This window comes from Rhodoferax sp. LS1R11, from assembly GCF_056521395.1.
Genome location: NZ_JBWMAW010000008.1, coordinates 120,100 through 140,507, shown reverse-complemented (window position 1 = coordinate 140,507; position 20,408 = coordinate 120,100). Strand labels below are relative to the sequence as shown.

14 protein-coding genes are annotated in these 20,408 nt (G+C 61.7%); 8 read left to right on the top strand and 6 right to left on the bottom strand.

Features of this window, described 5'->3' with window-relative positions:
* Nucleotide 1: 1 nt before the first annotated feature.
* Nucleotides 2-1,828, top strand: coding sequence for a DUF294 nucleotidyltransferase-like domain-containing protein (locus tag AC097N_RS11640; protein ID WP_479581181.1), 1,827 nt, complete (start codon nucleotides 2-4; stop codon nucleotides 1,826-1,828).
* Nucleotides 1,825-2,481, top strand: a complete 657-nt coding sequence (locus AC097N_RS11635; RefSeq protein ID WP_479581180.1) for a 3'-5' exonuclease — start codon at nucleotides 1,825-1,827, stop codon at nucleotides 2,479-2,481. Before AC097N_RS11640 ends, AC097N_RS11635 begins: the two co-directional genes overlap by 4 nt.
* A 94-nt stretch (nucleotides 2,482-2,575) precedes the next feature.
* Here the strand turns inward: AC097N_RS11635 and AC097N_RS11630 are convergent, their stop codons facing one another.
* Nucleotides 2,576-4,303: a cation acetate symporter gene (locus AC097N_RS11630; protein ID WP_479581179.1), complete on the bottom strand. Its 1,728-nt coding sequence runs from the start codon at nucleotides 4,301-4,303 to the stop codon at nucleotides 2,576-2,578.
* Nucleotides 4,300-4,608, bottom strand: a complete 309-nt coding sequence (locus AC097N_RS11625; protein ID WP_479581178.1) for a DUF485 domain-containing protein — start codon at nucleotides 4,606-4,608, stop codon at nucleotides 4,300-4,302. The genes AC097N_RS11630 and AC097N_RS11625 overlap by 4 nt, the downstream gene beginning before the upstream one ends.
* A gap of 401 nt (nucleotides 4,609-5,009) precedes the next feature.
* Between AC097N_RS11625 and AC097N_RS11620 the strand changes: the two genes are divergently transcribed.
* From AC097N_RS11620 to AC097N_RS11610, 3 genes are all read left to right on the top strand, one after another.
* On the top strand, nucleotides 5,010-6,668 hold the full coding sequence (locus AC097N_RS11620) for an MFS transporter (protein ID WP_479581177.1): 1,659 nt from the start codon (nucleotides 5,010-5,012) through the stop codon (nucleotides 6,666-6,668).
* A gap of 121 nt (nucleotides 6,669-6,789) precedes the next feature.
* Nucleotides 6,790-6,951 carry a hypothetical protein gene (locus tag AC097N_RS11615; RefSeq protein WP_479581176.1) on the top strand — a complete coding sequence of 54 codons (162 nt, stop codon included), beginning with the start codon at nucleotides 6,790-6,792 and terminating at the stop codon, nucleotides 6,949-6,951.
* Between the two features lie 83 nt (nucleotides 6,952-7,034).
* Nucleotides 7,035-7,526, top strand: a complete 492-nt coding sequence (locus AC097N_RS11610; RefSeq protein ID WP_479581175.1) for a hypothetical protein — start codon at nucleotides 7,035-7,037, stop codon at nucleotides 7,524-7,526.
* 23 nt (nucleotides 7,527-7,549) lie between these two features.
* Here the strand turns inward: AC097N_RS11610 and AC097N_RS11605 are convergent, their stop codons facing one another.
* The gene (locus AC097N_RS11605; protein ID WP_479581174.1) at nucleotides 7,550-8,653 is read right to left on the bottom strand and encodes an ABC transporter substrate-binding protein; all 1,104 of its coding nucleotides are present in this window, start codon (nucleotides 8,651-8,653) and stop codon (nucleotides 7,550-7,552) included.
* A gap of 151 nt (nucleotides 8,654-8,804) precedes the next feature.
* Between AC097N_RS11605 and uvrA the strand changes: the two genes are divergently transcribed.
* From uvrA to AC097N_RS11590, 3 genes are all read left to right on the top strand, one after another.
* On the top strand, nucleotides 8,805-14,795 hold the full coding sequence (uvrA, locus tag AC097N_RS11600; protein ID WP_479581173.1) for an excinuclease ABC subunit UvrA: 5,991 nt from the start codon (nucleotides 8,805-8,807) through the stop codon (nucleotides 14,793-14,795).
* A 200-nt stretch (nucleotides 14,796-14,995) separates the two neighbouring features.
* A complete protein-coding gene (locus AC097N_RS11595; protein WP_479581172.1) occupies nucleotides 14,996-16,108 on the top strand; it encodes a PDDEXK nuclease domain-containing protein in 1,113 nt (370 codons plus the stop codon).
* A gap of 73 nt (nucleotides 16,109-16,181) precedes the next feature.
* Complete coding sequence (locus tag AC097N_RS11590; protein WP_479581171.1) at nucleotides 16,182-17,228, top strand: histone deacetylase family protein; 1,047 nt, start codon at nucleotides 16,182-16,184, stop codon at nucleotides 17,226-17,228.
* Nucleotides 17,229-17,240: 12 nt separating this feature from the next.
* Here AC097N_RS11590 and AC097N_RS11585 read toward each other — a convergent pair whose 3' ends face one another.
* The 3 genes from AC097N_RS11585 to AC097N_RS11575 are packed head-to-tail and all read right to left on the bottom strand — an operon-like array spanning nucleotide 17,241 to nucleotide 20,202.
* Complete coding sequence (locus AC097N_RS11585; protein WP_479581170.1) at nucleotides 17,241-17,690, bottom strand: DUF2721 domain-containing protein; 450 nt, start codon at nucleotides 17,688-17,690, stop codon at nucleotides 17,241-17,243.
* Nucleotides 17,691-17,703: 13 nt separating this feature from the next.
* Nucleotides 17,704-18,555, bottom strand: coding sequence for an HAD-IIB family hydrolase (locus tag AC097N_RS11580; protein ID WP_479581169.1), 852 nt, complete (start codon nucleotides 18,553-18,555; stop codon nucleotides 17,704-17,706).
* A gap of 15 nt (nucleotides 18,556-18,570) precedes the next feature.
* Complete coding sequence (locus AC097N_RS11575; RefSeq protein WP_479581168.1) at nucleotides 18,571-20,202, bottom strand: peptide chain release factor 3; 1,632 nt, start codon at nucleotides 20,200-20,202, stop codon at nucleotides 18,571-18,573.
* Between the last annotated feature and the right edge of the window lie 206 nt (nucleotides 20,203-20,408).

The window sequence follows — 20,408 nt, the reverse complement described above, 5'->3', positions numbered from 1 at the left end:
TATGCCCAATGCCTTCAATTTTTCCGCCTCGCCGTTTGACTGCCTGACGCCGGACGAGCAGCGGCTGGTCCGGGGCAGCGTCGATGTGGCCTACTTTCGCGAGGGCGAGACCATTCTTGACGTGGGCATCGCCCCCACGCACCTGTTTGTCATCATCAAGGGCTTTGTGACCCAGCTGGACGGGCAGGAGGTGATCACCACCTACGGGCCGGACGATTGTTTTGATGGCCGCAGCCTGGTGGCGGGCAAGGTCAGCAGCCGTTTCCAGGCTGCCGAAGAAGTGGTGGCCTACCAGCTGGCGCATCAGGCGGTCAGTGACCTGATTGCCTCGAACGCCACCTTCGGGGCGCTGCTGTTCTCCGACCTGAGCAACAAACTCAGCGCCCTGTCCGAACGCAAAAACCAGCATGAGTTGCAGTCGCTCACCCTGTCGCGTGTGGACGAGGCGTTCTTGCGTCCGGCTCATTTTGTGGATTCAACGACCGACATCCTCTCGGTCGTCAAGCTGTTTCAGGCACAACGCACCTCCAACGTGCTGGTGCGCGATGTGACCGTTGAGCCGCCGCGCCTGGGCATCTTTACCGCCACCGCGCTGCAACGCGCCATTCTGGATGGCCGACCGCTGGATCAGCTGGCGGTGGGCGAGCTGGCCAACTTTTCATTGATTGAAGTCCGCCCGTCCGACCAGTTGGGCGATGCCATGGCCGTGATGCTGAAACGCCGGGTTCACCGGGTGGTGGTGGTCGATGGCGACCAGGTGGTGGGCATTCTGGAGGCGTTGGACCTGTTCAGTTTCCTGTCCAACCAGTCGCACCTGATCACGGTGCAGATCGAGGAGGCGAAAGACCTCGCCAGCCTGAGCCAGGCCGCCGCCCGGATCACCCGCATGATGGCGCTGCTGCACCGCAGCGGCTCGCGCGTGAACCTGATTGCCAAGCTGGTGCAGCAGCTCAACGCCCGGTTGTTTGAGCGCGCCTGGCACCTGATCGCCCCGGCTGACCTGGTGGCCAACAGTTGCCTGTTTGTGATGGGCAGCGAGGGCCGTGGCGAGCAGCTTTTGAAGACCGACCAGGACAATGGGCTGATCCTGCGCGATGGCTACACGCCGCCCGCCGAGCTGTCTGAAATCTGCCTGCGTTTTTCCAGTGCATTGGCCGACTTTGGTTACCCCGAATGCCCCGGCCACATCATGGTGAGCAACCCGCAGTGGTGCAAGAATGCCAGTGACTTTGGCCAGATGACGCGCCAGTGGCTGATCATGCCCGACGCCGACAGCCTGATGAACCTGGCCATCTTCATGGACGCGCACACCGTCTGTGGCGACGCCCACCTGCTCGAAGAGGTGCAGCGCGGACTGATGAAGCTGGCCACCGACAGCGACGCCATGCTGAGCCGGTTTGCCGCGGCCATTGACTCCTTTGGCAGCAGCACCGGTTGGTGGAACCGCTTGCTGGGCCTGGGCGATGCGGACCCGCAGCTCAATCTCAAGAAAGAAGGCATCTTTCCGCTGGTGCATGGGGTGCGCAGCCTGGCGCTGGCGCATCACATCACCGAGACCAGCACCACCGGGCGTATTGCCGCCCTGATGGCGGACGGCAAGCTGGAGCCGGCCATGGGCGCTGACCTGACCGACAGCCTGCACTTCTTCATGGGGCTCAAGCTCAAGGTAGGCCTGTCAGAGCTGGACACCGGCAAGCCAGTGACCGGTGCCGTCAACGTGGCACGCCTGAGCAGCCTGGACCGGGATCTGCTCAAGGACACGCTGGGGGTGGTCAAGCGCTTCAAGGCCTTGCTGCGCCACCGCTTTCATCTGGAAGCGGTGGGATGAGCGCTCCTTTGGCGCCCTCGCGCTGGTGGGGCGCTCTCAAGCGCGAGTGGCTGCTGTACCACCTGGGTGACCCTCGGTTCCGTTTCATGTTTGATTCGCCGCCCGACAACGAATGGGTGTCGCTGGACTGCGAGACCACAGGCCTGAACGTGCGCACAGACGAGATCATCTCGATTGGGGCGGTGCGCATTGTGGGCAACCGCATCATGACCAGCGAACGGCTGGAGTTGCTGGTGCGGCCGGAGCGGGGCGTGTCTGCCGACAGCGTGCGCATCCACCGGCTGCGCGAGCGTGATGTGGCCAGCGGCCTGCCGGTTGACGAGGCCCTGAAGCGCCTGATGCATTTCATTGGCTGCCGCCCGCTGGTGGGCTACTTTCTGGAGTTTGATGTGGCCATGCTCAACCGGGCCTTGTTTCCCATGTTGGGCCAGGGCCTGCCTCAGCCCCAAATTGAAGTGTCTGCCCTGTATTACGACTACAAGTTCAGGCAACTGCCGCCTTACCAGCAGCAGGGCAGCGTCGTCATCGACCTGCGTTTTGATACCTTGATGAGAGACCTCGGCCTGCCGGTGCGCGAAGCCCATGATGCGCTGAATGATGCCGTGATGGCCGGGCTGGCGTTCATCAAGCTGCGGCAGTTGCGCGGTGCCTGATACGACGACATTTTTTTCAGGCATAAAAAAACCGGGCACATGACCCGGTTTTTTTTGAGCAACGCGGGCTGAGTGCCCGCGTGGCGCATGTTGCTTAGTGGCCAGAGGCGCCCGAAGCTCCGTAGCCGGTTTCCGAACGTACTTGCTGTGCGGGGAAGGCAGCACGTTCTTTGGCGGCGTTGGGGCTGCGATCCAGGATGGAGAACAGCCAGATGCCGACAAAACCAATGGTCATCGAGAACAACGCAGGTGAGGTGTAGGGGAACAAGGCGGAACCTTTGGGGTTACCCAGAGTGGCTTCCCAGACCGAAGGTGACACGATGGTCAGGCCCACGGAAGAGATCAGACCCAAAAAGCCACCAATCACGGCACCTTTGGTCGTGCAGTCTTTCCACAGCACGGACATGAACAGCACCGGGAAGTTGGCCGATGCGGCAATGGCAAACGCCAAGGACACCATGAACGCGATGTTCTGCTTCTCAAACGCGATGCCGAGCACCACGGCCACCACGCCCAGCACCAATGTGGTCATGCGGGAAACTTTGAGTTCGGAAGCGCTGTCGGCCTTGCCCTTCTTGATCACGGTCGCGTAGATGTCATGCGAGACAGCGGATGCGCCTGACAGGGTCAGACCGGCTACCACGGCCAGAATGGTTGCGAATGCCACCGCGGAGATGAAGCCGAAGAAGACATTGCCACCAACCGCTTTGGCCACCAGAACAGCGGCCATGTTGGCCGAGCCGCCACCGCCCTTGATGATGCCCTTGGCTGTGTCTGCAAACTCGGGGTTGGTCAACACAAGGGTGATTGCGCCGAAGCCGATGATGAAAATCAGCACATAGAAGTAGCCAATCCAGGTGGTCGCCCACAGCACGGATTTGCGCGCTTGCTTGGCATCTGGCACGGTGAAGAAGCGCATCAGGATGTGAGGCAAACCGGCGGTGCCGAACATCAGCGCCATGCCGAAGGAAATGGCGGAGATCGGGTCTTTCACAAAGCCGCCAGGCCCCATGATGGCCAAGCCAATGGCTGCGGCGTCAACCTCGGTCTTGCCGCCATTGATGGCCAGCTGGGTCTTGACCTTCACACCCGCTGCAAACAGCGCTTCAAAACTGAAGCCGTAGTTCGACATCACCATGAAGGCCATGAAGGTCACGCCGGCCAGTAGCAAGACCGCCTTGATGATCTGCACCCAGGTGGTGGCCGTCATGCCGCCAAACAGCACATAGATCATCATCAACGCACCAACAATCACCACGGCCAGCCAGTAGTCCAGGCCGAACAGCAGCTTGATCAGTGCACCTGCACCCACCATCTGGGCGATCAGGTAGAACGCCACCACCACCAGCGTGCCCGAGGCCGCAAAGATGCGGATGGGTTTTTGCTGGAAGCGGTAACCGGCGACGTCAGCAAACGTGAATTTGCCGAGGTTGCGCAAGCGCTCGGCCATCAGGAAGGTGATGACAGGCCAGCCGACCAGGAAGCCGATCGAGTAGATCAGGCCGTCATAGCCCGAGGCCATCACTGCGGCAGAAATACCCAGGAAGGAAGCGGCTGACATGTAGTCGCCTGCAATGGCCAGGCCATTCTGGAAGCCGGTGATGCCGCCACCGCCGGTGTAGAAGTCAGCGGCTGACTTGGTCTTGGCAGCCGCCCATTTGGTGATGAACAGCGTCATGATGACGAAGCCAGCGAACATGCTGATGGCGACCCAGTTGGTGGGTTGCTTCTCAACCTGTCCGAGGTCCGCACCGGCGGCCAGTGCCATGCCTGAGGCGAGCAGCGCGGAGAGCGCGACCCAAGATGCTTTTGTTATTTTCATTTGGAAACGTCCTTCAAAATGGCAGCGGTCAGGTCGTCGAACTCGCTGTTGGCCCGGCGCACATAAATGCCGGTGATCAAAATGGTGAAAACAATGACCCCCATGCCGATGGGAATCCCCAGCGAGGTCACGCCTGCGCCAATGGGCTGCGCCAGGAAGGGTTTGTTGAACGCAATCAGCGCGATGTAGCCGTAGTACACGACCATCATCAGCAGCGTCAGAGCCCAGCCGAAGCTGTTGCGTTTTTTGCGAAGTTCCAGATACTTGGGATGGCTCTGGATTTTGTCGACCACTGGATCACTCATGTGGGTCTCCTCTTGGTTGGTTGGCATGAATTGCAATAAATGTGTTAACAACACATGAGCAGATTCTGCGAACAGGGACTGACCAAGCCCTTACGTTGAATGCAAGGGAAAACCCTTGGTTATCTTCAGGTCGTCGAAAAAAGTAGAAAAAATATCGAAAAAGTTTGATGCTTCTCAATACTGGCCGAGCCGTCTTGTAACTGCATGTTTTGCTTGTTTTTGGCAAGAAATTTCACATTGAAAAAAATAGCTTCAGGGTTACTACTGAAATTGCAGGCAGTCAGAAAAAGTTGCTGAATGGCGCACTGGTTTTCCGTCAGATTCCCGTCAGTTACTCGCTTGATAGTCCGCCGCAGATGCCTGTAAAGGCATCCATTATTGAAACTATTGGAGACATACATATGGCAACAGCAGCGGCCGCACGGCCCATGACCGCCGAAGAAAAGAAGGTGATCTTCGCTTCGTCGTTGGGTACCGTTTTTGAGTGGTACGACTTTTATCTTTACGGCTCACTGGCCGCCATCATCGCCAAACAGTTCTTTAGCGGACTTGATGAGGGGTCGGCCTTCATTTTTGCGCTGCTCGCGTTCGCAGCCGGTTTCATCGTGCGCCCGTTCGGTGCTTTGGTGTTTGGCCGCCTGGGCGACATGATCGGTCGCAAATACACCTTCCTGGTCACCATTTTGATCATGGGCTTGTCCACGTTCATCGTGGGTATCCTGCCCAACTACGCCACCATTGGCGTAGCGGCCCCCGTCATCCTGATTGCCCTGCGCATGTTGCAAGGTCTGGCACTCGGTGGTGAATACGGCGGTGCAGCGACTTATGTGGCCGAGCACGCGCCACATGGCAAGCGCGGTGCCTACACCTCCTGGATTCAGACCACGGCCACTCTGGGCCTGTTTCTGAGCCTGATGGTGATTCTGGGAACCCGCACTTTGATTGGTGAAGCCGCGTTCGCTGATTGGGGCTGGCGCGTGCCATTTCTGGTGTCCATCCTGCTGTTGGCCGTGTCGGTCTACATCCGTTTGAGCATGAATGAGTCACCCGCTTTCACCAAGATGAAAGCTGAAGGCAAGACCTCGAAGGCGCCCTTGAGCGAGTCCTTCGGTCAGTGGAAAAATCTGAAAATCGTCATCCTGGCTCTGGTCGGCTTGACAGCCGGTCAAGCTGTGGTGTGGTACTCGGGGCAGTTCTACGCTTTGTTTTTCCTGACGCAAGCCCTGAAGGTGGACGGCCCAACCGCCAACATCATGGTGGCGATCTCCCTGATCATCGGGACACCGTTCTTCATCGTGTTTGGCGCCTGGTCCGACAAGATCGGCCGCAAGCCGATCATCATGGCGGGTTGCCTGCTGGCCGTGTTGACTTACTTTCCGGTGTTTACCGCGTTGACCAAGGCCGCCAATCCTGACCTGGCGGCAGCGCAAGCGGCCAACAAGGTGATCGTGACGGCGAACCCTGCCGAGTGCTCGTTCCAGTTCAACCCCACCGGGACGGTCAAGTTCACCAGCTCTTGCGACATCGCCAAGCAGGCACTGGCCAGTGCTTCCGTGAGCTATGACAATGCAGAAGCTCCCGCAGGCACCGCAGCGAGCATCACCGTGGGCACCACGGTCATCCAGGGCTACACCTCCAAAGGCTTGTCCAAGGAAGATGCGAAGACCCAGGGCGACGCGTTCAAGAAGTCTTTGGCTGACGCCCTCAAAACTGCTGGCTACCCTGCCAAGGCTGACATGGCCAAGTTTGACAAAGTGACCGTGGTTGCCATCCTGACCTACCTCGTGATCCTCGTGACCATGGTGTATGGCCCGATTGCCGCCATGCTGGTGGAGATGTTCCCCACCCGCATTCGCTACACGTCGATGAGCTTGCCCTACCACATCGGTAACGGTTGGTTCGGCGGCTTGCTGCCCACGACGGCCTTCGCCATCGTGGCGCAGACCGGCAACATGTACAACGGCTTGTGGTACCCCATCATCGTGGCCGGTATGACCTTTGTCATCGGCATGTTGTTTGTCAAAGAAACCAAAGACGTGGACATTTACGCCAACGACTGAGTTTGAATGAAGGTTCGATCAGGCTGATTCGGCCTGACTGACATCAACAAGGGCCCTCCATGTGAGGGCCCTTTTTTGGCCCTCTCGGGGAGGGTCGCTGTTTTTTTAAAGGGGATAGGTCATGTGGAAAATTGCAGTGGGCTTCGTCATCTTTGCGGCTTTGGCGCTTTTTATTCTGAGCAAGGGCGGCGATATTGATATGAGTGGTGAAAAACATGGGGCCGAGGCAAGCCATGAGGCGCCCGCTACGCCAGCGGCGGCGCCTGCCAGCGCCAGCAAATAAGCGCATGTCGGCGGGTTCAGGTGCCTGCATGGGCAAGGGTAAACCCGCCCCTGTCATGCGGCATTCGAAACCTAGAATGCCGCATGAAAATATGGAAAACAGAGGCTGGCCATCAGGCCTTCAAAGCCCGTTCGTCGTTGATCTCTTCTCGCCAGCGTGCGATTTTTATTCTGGTTGACGGTCACAAGTCAATCGACCAGGTACTGGCCTTCGCGGTCGGTCTTGGTGCCAACCGTGAGGACATAGACCATCTGGTCGAGCAGGGCTTTGTGGCGCATGTGCCTGGTCTCCAGGCCGCCACCCTTGTCAAGGCCCCGACATCGGTCGATTTTGAAATTGAGCCCGATGAGGCCTCTTTGTGGTCGGTGGTGGTCCGTGCCCAACAGGAGCGCTACCTGGCGGCGCTGCCGATTGCGACCCGGCTGACTGCGGGTCTCGGCCTTCGGGGTTTTCGCTTGAATCTCGCCGTGGAGGCCGCCAGCGGGTTCGAGGGGCTGATGACGCTGTTGCCCAAAATCCGGGATGCCGTGGGTCCCCTGGCTTGTATTGATCTGGAACGGGCCCTGGTGGACTGAGGGCCGTGGCGCAATGGGATCGTTCAGCGGATAAATTTGCCACCGGCGCTGATGATGGACAGATCAGCGAAGTCAAGCCCGGTATGGTCGGCGGGGCTGAAACTCACCTCAAGCCCACCCAGGTCAAATTTTTGAAAATTTTCCAAAGCGGCTTGAATGCGCTCCCGAGTGGGTTTGACACCCGATCTGCGAAGGGCTTCCACCAGCACTTTGGCCGATGAATAACCCTCCAACATGGCGGGGCTCACTTCTTTGGTGCCTTTGGTGCGGGCCATCTCGTTCGCCTCCTTGACCAGGGCAAAACTACCGCTTTGCGGCAGCACCTGACTGACGATGATGCCGCGGGCGTTGTCTCCCAGGTTCTTGATGAACGCGCTGGAGGCATTGTTTGAGAGGGTCACAAACTGGACTTTGTTGCCCGAGGCCCTGACGAGATTGATGCAGTCAACCGCAGCGCCGCCAGACGCAATCAACATGACGGCCTGGGCGTCGCCTTTGGCAATGCGGGGTGCCAACCCGGAAAAGTCGGGTTTGCTGCGGTCAAACTTCTCGATCAGAACCGGGGACAGCTTGGCGCTTGCCAGTCCTTTTTGTGCGCCGGCGATGCCATCCGCACCAAAGCTGTCGTCCACATGCACCAGGGCGATCCGCGTGATGCCGATCGAAACCAGATGGGCAATGGCCTTTTCTGCTTCGCGCTGGTAGGTGGCGCGAACGTTGAAAACATGTTTCTTGACAGGGATGTGCAGGACCATGGCCCCTGTGGAGGGGCCGATCAGCGGGACCGCATATTTGTCCAGAATCGGCAACATCGCTTCCGTGTGCGGCGTGCCCCGGGTCAGGAACATCGCCACCACGTTCTTTTCTTCGATGAGCACGCGGGCATTTTCAGCGGCCAGTTTGGGGTCGAATTTGTCGTCCAGCGAGATCAATTCGATCTTTTGACCGTTCACGCCGCCTTTGGTGTTGACGTTATCGATGTAAAGATTGGCCCCGTCGAGCGTCTCTTTCACGTTGGCCGAGACGGGACCGGTGAACCCGGCGGTTTGCCCTACGAGTATTTGGGCCTGTGCAGCCACCACGATAGCCGACAGAATAAAAAACACCAACGAACGAGCTATCTGCATTTTTAGCCTTTTTAATTTGCTGCGACTCTAACAAAATCAGCGTCACGCGCACTTGTGGAAACTACGCCCCAAGGGTCTTCCCTTGCATGACGCCGGGGGCGCCAGGTGAACTGCCTAGAATGTCTGGCCCCCACAGGAAAGACTCCAAGCCATGCCACACGGTTACATCCGCATTCGCGGCGCGCGCCAGCACAACCTCAAAAACCTGGACCTCGACATCCGCACTGGGGCGCTGACGGTGGTCACCGGCCCGAGCGGCTCGGGCAAGTCCAGCCTGGTGTTTGACACGCTGTATGCCGAGGGCCAGCGGCGGTATGTGGAGACCTTTTCGGCCTATGCCCGCCAGTTCCTGGACCGCATGGACAAACCGGCGGTGGACAAGGTGGAAGGCGTGCCGCCCGCCATTGCCATTGACCAGACCAACCCGGTGCGCTCCTCGCGCTCGACCGTGGGCACGATGACCGAGCTCAACGACCACCTGAAGCTTCTTTTTGCCCGGGCCGGCCAGCTGTTTGACCGCGACACCGCCAAATCCGTGCGTCATGACTCGGCCGAGACGATTTATGCCCAGATGCTGGAACGGGTGGGGCAGGACGATTCGCGGCTGGCGGTGACTTTCCCGGTGGAGCTGCCTGCCGTCACCACGGCCGAAGAGATCGAGCAGTGGCTCTCGGTGAGCGGCTTCACCAAGGTGCAGGCGCAGCGCGAGGTGGCCACGCCCACCGGCCCGCGCAAGGTGCTGGACGTGGTGGCGGACCGTTTCCGGCTGGGTGCGGTCGAGCGCGCCCGCGTACTGGAGGCGATCGAGGTCGCGCTCAAGCATGGCAGCGGCCGCATCGCGGTTTATCAGCTGGGCGCTGATGCGGACACCCCTGCGGCGATCTGGAAGTTTTCTACCGGGCTGCATTGCCCCGAGAGCGACCGGCGCTACGTTGACCCCATCGCCTCGGCGTTTTCATTCAATTCGGCCGTCGGGGCTTGTGAGACCTGCCGCGGTTTTGGCCGCGTGATTGGCGTGGACTACGGGCTGGTGATTCCCAATGACAAGCTGACGCTGCGCTCCGGCGCCGTCAAACCGATGCAAACCCCCGCCTGGCAGGAATGCCAGGATGACCTGATGCGCCATGCCGAGACCGCGGGGATTCCGCGCGACACGCCCTGGAACAAGCTCACACCGGAGCAGCAGCATTGGGTGGTCAACGGCTCGCCCAACTGGAATGGCAAGTGGAACCAGCACTGGTTTGGCATCAAGCGCTTTTTTGAGTACCTGGAAACCAAGTCCTACAAGATGCACATCCGGGTGCTGCTGTCCAAGTACCGCAGCTACACGCCTTGCGGTGTGTGTGGCGGTGCCCGGCTCAAGACCGAGAGTTTGTTGTGGCGCATCGGCAGCCAGGCCGATGCCGACGCGGTGCTGGACCCGGCCAAACGTTTCATGCCGGTGGGGGTGAAGTGGTCGCGTGAGCAGCTTGAAGCCTTGCCCGGCCTGTGCCTGCATGACTTGATGATGCTGCCGATGGACCGGTTGCGACGTTTCTTTGAGCGTGTGCAGATAGCGAATTTGGGCTCTGACCCCGAATTTGCGCTTCCCAGCAAGGGCGAAACCCAGGCCCTCAAGCTGCTGTTCGAAGAAATCACCACCCGCCTCAAATACCTGTGCGACGTGGGCATTGGCTACCTCACACTGGACCGCCAGAGCCGCACCCTGAGCGGCGGGGAAGTGCAGCGCATCAACCTGACCACGGCTCTGGGCACCTCGCTGGTGAACACGCTGTTTGTGCTGGACGAGCCCAGCATTGGCCTGCACCCGCGCGACATGCACCGCATCATCGTGGCCATGCAGCGCCTGCGCGATGCGGGCAACACGCTGGTGGTGGTGGAGCATGACCCGGCCGTGATGCTGGCCGCCGACCGCATGATCGACATGGGCCCCGGCCCGGGCGAGCGGGGCGGGCAAATTGTGTTTGATGGCAGCACCGAAGACCTGCGCCAGGCCGACACCCTGACCGGGGCTTATCTGGGAGGCCGCAAGCAGGTCGGCATGGGCTTCAAACGCCTGGTTGAGCCCAACACCCCGCGCCTGATTCTGGAAGGCGCGCGCGACCACAACCTGAAAAACGTGAGCGTGGAGTTTCCGCTGCAGCGCCTGGTGTGCGTGACCGGCGTGAGTGGTTCCGGCAAATCGACCCTGATCCAGGACATTCTGGCGCCGGCCCTGATGCGCCACTTTGGCAAGGCCACCGAGGCACCGGGGGCGTTTGACCGCCTGCTGGGCGCCGAGCAGCTCAGCGACGTGGTGTTTGTGGACCAGTCGCCCATCGGCAAGACGGCGCGCTCCAACCCGGCCAGCTATGTGGGCGCGTGGGATTCGATCCGCGAGATTTTTGCCAACGCGCCGTTGTCGCGCGAACGCAGCTACACGGCGTCCAAGTTCAGCACCAACAGTGGCGACGGTCGCTGCGCCACCTGTGGTGGTTCGGGTTTCGAGCACGTGGAGATGCAGTTTTTGAGCGACGTGTACCTGCGCTGCCCGGACTGCAATGGCCAACGCTACCGCCCCGAGGTGCTGGAAGTGACCGTCGAGCGCCAGGGCACGACTTTGAATGTGGCTGGCGTACTAGACCTGACGGTGAGTGAGGCTGCACTGCTTTTTGCAGCGGACCGCGACGTCATCCGTGCGCTGCAGCCCATTTTGGATGTGGGACTGGAATACGTGAAGCTGGGCCAGCCCGTGCCCACGCTGTCGGGCGGCGAGGCGCAGCGCCTCAAGCTCGCTGGCTTCCTGGCCGAAGCCGCCAAAAGCGCCACCGCCAGCCGCCAGGCCACCGCCAAGCGTGGTTCGCTGTTCATGTTTGACGAGCCCACCACGGGCCTGCATTTCGACGACATCGCCAAGCTCATGCGCGCCATGCGCAAGCTGCTCGATGCCGGTCACTCGCTCATCGTGATCGAGCACAACCTCGATGTCATTCGCGCCAGCGACTGGCTGATTGACCTCGGCCCTGAAGGCGGTGACGCCGGGGGTGAGGTGGTGGCCTACGGCACGCCCGATGACGTGCGCCAGCACCCCACCTCGCACACCGGCCAGGCCCTGCGCGAGTACGAAAGCACGCTGGGCGTCGGTGTGCCGTCGGTGCAGGAAGCCCGGAACTGGGTTCCCAGCCCTGTTCAGAAGCCGGAGGCCCCCGGTGCCAATGCCATCCAGATCGTCAACGCACGCGAACACAACCTCAAGTCCCTGAGTGTCAACATCCCGCGCGGCCAGTTCACCGTGGTCACCGGCGTCTCCGGTTCCGGCAAATCCACACTGGCGTTTGATATTTTGTTCAACGAAGGCCAGCGCCGCTACCTCGAATCACTCAACGCCTACGCCCGCAGCATCGTGCAACCCGCAGGCCGCCCCGAGGTGGACGCGGTGTATGGCATACCGCCCACCGTGGCCATTGAGCAGCGCCTCTCAAGGGGCGGGCGCAAGTCCACCGTGGGCACCACCACCGAGGTCTGGCATTTTCTGCGTCTCTTGTTCGTCAAGCTGGGCACGCAGCACTGCATTCACGACGGCACCGCTGTGGCGCCCCAAACGGCCGACAGCATCGCCGCCCAGTTGCTCAAAACCTTCCGCGGCCAGCACATCGGCTTGCTGGCGCCCCTGGTGATGAACCGCAAGGGCGTTTATACCGAGCTGGCCGACTGGGCGCGCCCGCGCGGCTTCACCCACCTGTGGGTGGATGGCAACTTTTTGCCCACCACCAACTTCCCGCGCATTGACCGCTTCAAGGAGCACACCATCGAGCTGCCGGTGGCCAGCCTGGACGTGCTGCCGGAAAACGAAGCCGCGCTGCGCAAGGCATTGGCCGATGCGCTCACGCATGGCAAGGGCGTGGTGCACGTGCTGAGCCATCTGAACGGGCTGCGCGAGGCCATGCAGGCCGGCACATCGACGGCGGGCATGGGCACGCTGGCCGCCTTCTCGACCAAGCGCGCCTGCCCGGTGTGCAGCACCAGCTATGCCGAGCTGGACCCGCGGCTGTTCTCCTACAACAGCAAGCACGGCTGGTGCCCGGACTGCGTGGGCACCGGCGTGAAGCTGACCAAAGACCAGCGCAAGGTGTTTGACGACTCCGTGCGTGACGACGACACCAAGGGCCGCGAGCAAACCTTTGCCGAGGCCGACGTCGAAGACCTGGTCGATGCCGTCTGCCCAACTTGCGAAGGCACGCGCCTGAACGCCACCGCCCGCGCCGTAAAGTTCGGCCTGCAACTGGCCACGGGTGCCACTGCCGGGCAGGACGCCAAAACGGGCATCGACGGCATTGCCATCACCGAACTGGCGCGCATGAGTGTGTCCGACATCCGCCTGTGGGTGGAGACCCTGCAGCGCCAGGGCCGCATGAGCCAGCGCGAAACCGACATTGCCCGCGACCTGGTGCCCGAGATCAAAAGCCGGCTGGAGTTTCTGGAGCAGGTCGGCCTGGGCTACCTCACGCTGGACCGCGGCGCGCCCACGCTCAGCGGCGGCGAGGCGCAGCGCATCCGCCTGGCGGCGCAGCTTGGCAGCAACCTGCAGGGTGTGTGTTACGTGCTGGACGAGCCCACCATTGGCCTGCATGCGCGTGACAACCAGATTTTGCTCAACGCCTTGCAGTCCCTGAGCGACAAGGGCAACACGCTGGTGGTGGTGGAGCACGACGAAGACACCATCCGCCATGCCGACCACATCATCGACATTGGGCCCAGCGCGGGCAAGCGCGGCGGGCGGCTGGTGGCGCAAGGGTCTGTGGCCGATGTGCAGGCGGCGCCTGATTCGCAGACGGGGCGCTATTTGCTGCACGCGATGAAGCATCCGTTGAAAGCGCGGCGTGAGGTTGTCGCGCTCACCGCGCTGGGCGCCTCAGACGCAAGCTCAACATTGTTACCCGGCGAATTGCCTCCCGCCGCCGACCTGTTGAACGCGAAGGTGGTGAAAACCGCCAAAGGCAAAGCGGCCAAAGCGGCGGCGGTGGCTGCGGCTAATGCAGCCTCCAGCATGGCTGCCAATGCCGAGTTGGCAGGGCGCGGGGTCGTGGTGAATACCGAGCCCGTGAAGTGGCTCACCGTGACCAACGCCACCATGCACAACCTGCAGCACGTCACGGCGCAGGTGCCTTTGGGCCGCCTGGTCGCCGTGACCGGCGTCTCGGGCTCGGGCAAGTCCACGCTGGCGCGCGATGTGCTGCTGGCCAACGTGCAAACCGCCGTGCAGAAACGCAGCACCAAGGCCGGGCGCGACGCGCTGGCCGCGGGCGAGCAGATCGCCTGGGTGGGGTGTGACGGGGTGACCGGCTTCGAGTCGGTCGACCGCGTGCTGGAGGTGGACCAGACGCCGATTGGCAAAACGCCGCGCAGCTGCCCTGCGACCTACATCGGCTTCTGGGACATCATCCGCAAGCTGTTTGCCGACACGCTGGAAGCCAAGGCGCGGGGCTATGCGGCCAGCCGCTTCAGCTTCAACACGGGTGACGGCCGCTGTGCAGGGTGCGAAGGGCAGGGTATTCGCACCATCGCCATGAGCTTTTTGCCCGATGTGAAAGTGTTGTGCGAAACCTGCAAGGGCGCGCGCTTTAACCCCGAAACGCTGGCCGTGACCTGGCGCGGCAAAAACATCGGCGACGTGCTGCAGATGGAGGTGGACGAAGCCGTCGAATTTTTTGCCGCCATGCCCAACATCGGCCACCCGGTGCAATTGCTCAAAGACGTGGGTCTGGGCTACCTCACGCTGGGCCAGCCCTCACCCACGCTCAGTGGCGGCGAGGCGCAGCGTATCAAGCTGGTGACGGAACTCAGCAAGGTGCGTGACGACATCACCCGGCGCGGCCAGAAGGCGCCGCACACCTTGTATGTGCTGGACGAACCCACTGTGGGCCTGCACATGGCCGATGTGGAGAAACTCATCAAGGTGCTGCACCGCCTGGTGGACGGCGGCCACAGCGTGGTGGTGATCGAGCACGACCTGGACGTGATTGCCGAAGCCGACTGGGTGATGGACCTCGGGCCCGACGGCGGCAACGCCGGTGGGCGCGTGGTCGCGGCGACCACACCCGAAGAGGTGGTGGCGCTGGGCACCCATACCGGCAAGGCGCTGGCGGCGGTGCTGGCGCGCTAGGTTTTGCGAAAGTGGTTGCTATATAAATAGTAGCTGCTTGCGCACGTCCTGCCTGGGCTAGAGGCCTGTTTGTTATAAATTTTTCCTGCGCGCCTAGAATGAACCGTGAGGGAGAAAAGCAATGACGCGAGAAGCAAATGCCAGAGAAAAACTTGACTACAAGCTGTCCTTGAGTCCAACACGCCATACACAAACGCACTATGAGTGATCTGACGCACTACAGCGGCCTGCTGATCGAGATCAAAACCCGAATTCAAACGGCCCAGACCCACGCGGTGTTGGCGGTCAATGCCGAATTGATCCGGTTGTATTGGCAGATTGGGCAATTGCTGGATGTCCGGCAGGCCGAAGAGGGCTGGGGCTCGGGCGTGATTCCCCGGCTGGCGCTGGATATTCGCAACGAGTTGCCGGAGGTGAAGGGTTTTTCTGCGCGGAATATGGACCGCATGGTTGCCTTTGCTCGCGCTTATCCGCAGCCGTTCGACTTTTCGCCACAGCTTGTGGCGAAATTGGGCGAGTTGCCAAAAATGCCACAGGCTGTGGCGAAATTGGACCAAGGCGAAAGCCTGCTTTGGCAATTGCCTTGGGGGCATCACGCTCTGCTATTGGAAAAAGTCAAGCCTTTAGAGCAACGTCGCTGGTACATGGCACAAGCACTGGCGTGCGGCTGGAGCCGAAACGTCCTGGCCTTGCAGATAGACGGCGCGGCCCACGCACGCCAAGGCCAGGCCGTGACCAACTTCGCCAATCGCTTGCCACCCGCCCAATCTGATTTGGCGCAGCAGGCCTTGAAAGACCCCTATATCTTCGACTTTCTGTCGCTGGACTCGCTTTTTCACGAACGTGAGCTGGAGACTGGGCTGGTGCAGCACCTGGAGAAGTTTTTGCTGGAACTTGGGCAGGGTTTTGCATTTGTTGGGCGGCAATTTCACTTGGCCGTCGGTGAGAACGACTTTTATATCGACCTCCTTTTTTATCACCTGAAACTGCGTTGCTATCTGGTGATTGAGCTCAAACGTGGCGATTTCAAGCCCGAATATGCGGGCAAGATCAATTTTTACTGCAATGTGGTGGACGACACGCTGCGACACACCAGTGACGCGCCCACCATTGGCTTGATGTTGTGCCAGGGCAAAGACAACGTGCTGGCCGAGTACGCGCTGCGCGGCATCGACAAGCCGATTGGCATTGCCAGTTACGAGCTGACTCGCGCGCTTCCCCGTACGCTGCAAAGCGTGCTGCCCAGTATTGAAGCGATTGAGGCGGAATTCAGCGGCGCAGGCCCTGGACCCCAACTGGAAGCCAACGCATGACCCCAGAAATCTCCTTGGATGATTTGCTACCGTCCGACGTGCTGCCGCAGGAATCATCGACCACGAGCAAAAAATGATCACCTTTTACAACCCCCACCACGCCCTGCACCAGGGCAAGCTGGAGATGTTTCGCGGCCAGCTGGTGCCGTGTTTTGAGGTGCCCGCCCGCGCCGACTACGTGCTGGCCGAACTTCAGCGCAGGCAGCTCGGCGACGTGCGCTCCCCCGGCCGGATGGACGTGCCCGCCCTGACCACCATCCACACCCCGCGCTACCTCGATTTTCTGGCGGGGGCCTGGGACGAATGGGTGGCGCTGGACCCGGCCAATGCCCTGCGCGACGCCTTGCCGTCGGTCTGGCCCGCGCGCACGTTTCGCACCGATGTGCTGCCCGCCAATTTTTCGGCGCGAATGGGCTTGTTCTCCTATGACGCCGGTTCGCCGCTGACAGCCGGCACCTGGGTCGCCGCGCGGGCCGGGGCGGATTGCGCCCTGGCGGCGGCCGGGCACGTTGCGCAGGGCGCCCGTTCGGCCTTTGTGCTGTCGCGCCCGCCGGGCCACCACGCCGGGGCCGACTTTTTTGGCGGCTACTGCTTCCTGAACAATGCCGCGCTGGCGGCCCAGCACCTGCGTGACAGCGGGCTCTCCCGGGTGGCGATTCTCGACATCGACTACCACCACGGCAATGGCACGCAGGCTATTTTTTATGACCGTGCCGATGTGCACTTTGCCAGTGTGCATGGCGACCCGCACACCGAGTACCCGTTTTTCCTGGGGTATGCCGACGAACGCGGTGCCGGGGCAGGCGTGGGCTTCAACCACAACCTGCCGCTGCCGCGCGGCACGGGGTTCGAGGCCTGGCGCGAGGCGCTCAAGGCGGCCTTGCAGGGCATTGCCGCGTTTGGCGCGCAGGCGCTGGTGGTGTCGCTGGGGCTCGACACCTTTGAGGGCGACCCGATCTCCGGTTTCACCCTGCGCAGTGACGACTACCTGCGGGTGGGCGAAGACCTGGCGGCGGCCGGGTTGCCCACGGTGTTTGTGTTTGAAGGCGGCTACGCCGTGGCCGAAGTGGGCGTGAATGCCGTCAACGTGCTGGATGGGTTCCAGCAGAAAGCCCTCTAGCTCCCGGTCCGGTCAAACCCGCCTGGGCTTGCCAAACTTGAGCAGTCGGGTGGCCAGCAGCGTCTCGGTCAAAAAGCACAAGAGCGCTAGCAAAAAGCAGCTCACCCCCGCCAGAAACGAGATGGTGGCCAGCCGCAAGATTTGTATCTCCGTGGTTTCACCAAGGAAGAGCGCCACGATGGTCAGGCCGATGAAGATGGCGCAAAAGGTGAGCAGGGCAATGCAGATATTGACCAGACGGCCCCGCGCGCGCAGCCGTTTGAGCTCGTCATAGGCGGCCAGCATGGGTTTGTCGGGGGCTGCTTCAATGCGGTCTTCCAGCAGCCGGGCGCGGTCGATGATGCGGGCCAGCCGACCGGCCACGGTGCCAATCATGCCCGAGACGGCAGTGAGCAAAAAGACCGGCGCCACCGCCAGCTGAATGCCATGAGTGACGGTGGCGAGATCAACGGCAAAAAACATGAAGGCTCCAGAATTAGTCGTGTGCACCGAGGATAGCGCGGGCCACCTCGGCAAACCCGGCCCCGCGTGGCGCCCGGGTAATGTAGCGCGGCTTGTGCGCCAGCGCGGCCTCAAAGCGGCGGATGTTGGCCACCCCCACACTGTGCGGGAAATGCTCGAACATCAGCTGGTCGTTGGTCGAGTCCCCCACAAACGCCCAGCGGCTGAACTCGGCGGTCAGGTCGCGGCCGAACAGCTCGCGCACGATCCAGCGCGCGCCCATCAGCTTGTTGTGCGCGCCAAACCAGCCGTTGATGTGGATGCTGCTGACCGTGGCGGTCATGCCCGCGGCCTGCATCAAGGCCACCACCTGGGCTATCTGCGCGGGCGTCAGGTGGGCAAACTCGCTGTGGTCAATGGCCACATCGGTTTCACGCCCGGCGGAGTCTTGCGACACCCGGGCGCCGGGCACGGTCACCAGCACCTGCTGCACCACGGCCTGCATCCGGGTGTAGTTGGCGGCGCGGGTGGGAGTGTCTTGTTGATATAGTTTTGATAGCTGCTCCCGCACGGTTGACGGGGGCTGCAGCCTGTTTTTATATAAATTTTCACCGGTAAACGCCACGGCGCCGTTTTCTGCCACGAGCGCGTCCACCGGCCAGGGTGCAATGCCCCGCGCAGCGTCACCCCGGGCAAACGGCTCGCTCCAGCCGATGGGCCGCCCGGTGATCGGAATCACATGCAGGCCGGCAGACTGGAGGTCGTGCAGGGCCTGCAGGGCGTCGGGCGTGATGGCGCCGTCGGTGGTCAGCGTGTCGTCGATGTCGGTGAAGACGCCGATGAGCTGGCGCCGGTCTTCCAGCGGCCAGTCGACCAGCGGGCGCATGCCTGGTGGCAAAGACTAACCCGCGCTTTGCAGCGCCAGGCCCGCGTGCTCGCGCAGCGGGTGGAAGTGGATCTTGGGGAACCGCTCCTGCGCCAGGCGCACGTCGTAGGGCGAGGTGCACAGGTAGGCCAGCGTGTTGGCCGCATCGCGTGCCATGCGCATCGGGTAGGCCTCGCAAAAGGTCTTGAGTTCAGCCGGGGTGTCGGCGGTGATCCAGCGCGCGCCGGTGTACTGGCAGCCCTCCAGGCGGATATCGGCGTCGTACTCGCCCTTGAGGCGGTGCTGCACCACTTCAAACTGCAACTGACCCACGGCGCCCAGCAACATGTTGCCGCCGATCTCGGGGCGGAACACCTGGATCGCGCCTTCTTCGCCCAACTGCGCCAGGCCTTGCTGCAATTGCTTGGTGCGCAGCGGGTTGCGCAGCACCACGGTCATGAACAGTTCAGGCGCAAAGAAGGGCAGGCCGGTGAACTGCAGGTTGACCGAGCCGTCGGTGATGGTGTCGCCCAGCTGCACGCCGCCGTGGGTGGTAAAACCGACGATGTCGCCCGCGTAGGCCTCTTCCACCGCCTCGCGGCGCTGGCTCATGAAGGTCACCACGCTGGTAGGGCGCAGTTCTTTGCTGGTGCGCATCACTTTGAGCTTCATGCCCGGCGTGTACTTGCCCGAGGCCATGCGCACAAAGGCGATGCGGTCGCGGTGGTTGGCGTCCATATTGGCCTGCACCTTGAACACAACACCGCTGAATGCGTTGTCTTCCGGCTGGATTTCCTTGATCACCGGCTGCTTGTTGACGACAAACGAGCTGGTGCGGGACTGCGGTGGGGGCGCCAGGTCCACCAGCGCGTCCAGCACTTCCATCACGCCAAAGTTGTTCACGCCCGAGCCAAAGAACACGGGGGTTTGTTTGCCGGCCAGAAACGCCTCATGGTCATACGCCGGCGAGGCACCGGTGGCCAGTTCCATGCTCTCGAACGCGGTCTCGAATTCGTGGCCAAAGCGTTTCAGCAAGGTCGCCTGATCACTCATGGGGATCGTGGTGAAGTCTTTCGGGCCCCGGTCGCTGCCGGGCTCGAACACGGTCATGGCCTGCGTGCGCAAGTTGATGATGCCGCCGAACGACTTGCCCTGGCCCACCGGCCAGGTCATGGGCACGCAGGGCATGCCGAGTTCGCGTTCGATCTCGTCCAGGATGTCCAGCGGCTCGCGCACTTCGCGGTCCATCTTGTTCACGAAGGTGATGATGGGCGTGTTGCGCTGGCGGCAGACTTCAATCAGGCGGCGGGTTTGCGCCTCGACGCCGTTGGCCGCGTCAATCACCATCAGGGCTGAGTCCACGGCGGTGAGCACGCGGTAGGTGTCCTCACTGAAGTCCTTGTGGCCGGGCGTGTCCAGCAGGTTGATGACGTGGTCACGGTACAGCATCTGCATGACCGAGGACGCCACCGAGATGCCGCGTTGCTTTTCAATCTCCATCCAGTCGCTGGTGGCGTGGCGCGTGGCCTTGCGCGCCTTGACCGAGCCCGCAATCTGGATCGCGCCCGAGAACAGCAGCAGCTTTTCCGTCAGCGTGGTTTTACCCGCGTCGGGGTGAGAAATGATGGCAAAGGTGCGCCGGCGGCGGGTTTCAGAGGCGTAAGTCACAAGAGATCCAGATCAGAGTTGGGCGCGCACCGCAGGTGTCCTTGACGGGATGTCAAACCATGGGCGTCCCCGGCGTGCGGGTCAGGGCACATCAGTGCTGCGCTCCCCTATTTTACCGAGATGGCCAGGAGCGCCGCCGCAAGGCCTGCGAGCCCTCAGCCGCGTGGACCGCAGACCCGGCGAAGCGCCAAGACTCCGTTCTTGCA

Excerpts from the sequence above, each read along its gene's own strand:
- AC097N_RS11595 (WP_479581172.1), top strand. The coding sequence starts at position 14,996 with ATGAGTGATCTGACGCACTACAGCGGCCTGCTGATCGAGATCAAAACC.
- AC097N_RS11630 (WP_479581179.1), bottom strand. The coding sequence starts at position 4,303 with ATGAAAATAACAAAAGCATCTTGGGTCGCGCTCTCCGCGCTGCTCGCC.
- AC097N_RS11615 (WP_479581176.1), top strand. The coding sequence starts at position 6,790 with ATGTGGAAAATTGCAGTGGGCTTCGTCATCTTTGCGGCTTTGGCGCTT.
- AC097N_RS11605 (WP_479581174.1), bottom strand. The coding sequence starts at position 8,653 with ATGCAGATAGCTCGTTCGTTGGTGTTTTTTATTCTGTCGGCTATCGTG.
- AC097N_RS11625 (WP_479581178.1), bottom strand. The coding sequence starts at position 4,608 with ATGAGTGATCCAGTGGTCGACAAAATCCAGAGCCATCCCAAGTATCTG.
- AC097N_RS11640 (WP_479581181.1), top strand. The coding sequence starts at position 2 with ATGCCCAATGCCTTCAATTTTTCCGCCTCGCCGTTTGACTGCCTGACG.
- AC097N_RS11635 (WP_479581180.1), top strand. The coding sequence starts at position 1,825 with ATGAGCGCTCCTTTGGCGCCCTCGCGCTGGTGGGGCGCTCTCAAGCGC.
- AC097N_RS11580 (WP_479581169.1), bottom strand. The coding sequence starts at position 18,555 with ATGCGCCCGCTGGTCGACTGGCCGCTGGAAGACCGGCGCCAGCTCATC.
- AC097N_RS11590 (WP_479581171.1), top strand. The coding sequence starts at position 16,182 with ATGATCACCTTTTACAACCCCCACCACGCCCTGCACCAGGGCAAGCTG.
- uvrA (WP_479581173.1), top strand. The coding sequence starts at position 8,805 with ATGCCACACGGTTACATCCGCATTCGCGGCGCGCGCCAGCACAACCTC.
- AC097N_RS11585 (WP_479581170.1), bottom strand. The coding sequence starts at position 17,690 with ATGTTTTTTGCCGTTGATCTCGCCACCGTCACTCATGGCATTCAGCTG.
- AC097N_RS11610 (WP_479581175.1), top strand. The coding sequence starts at position 7,035 with ATGAAAATATGGAAAACAGAGGCTGGCCATCAGGCCTTCAAAGCCCGT.
- AC097N_RS11620 (WP_479581177.1), top strand. The coding sequence starts at position 5,010 with ATGGCAACAGCAGCGGCCGCACGGCCCATGACCGCCGAAGAAAAGAAG.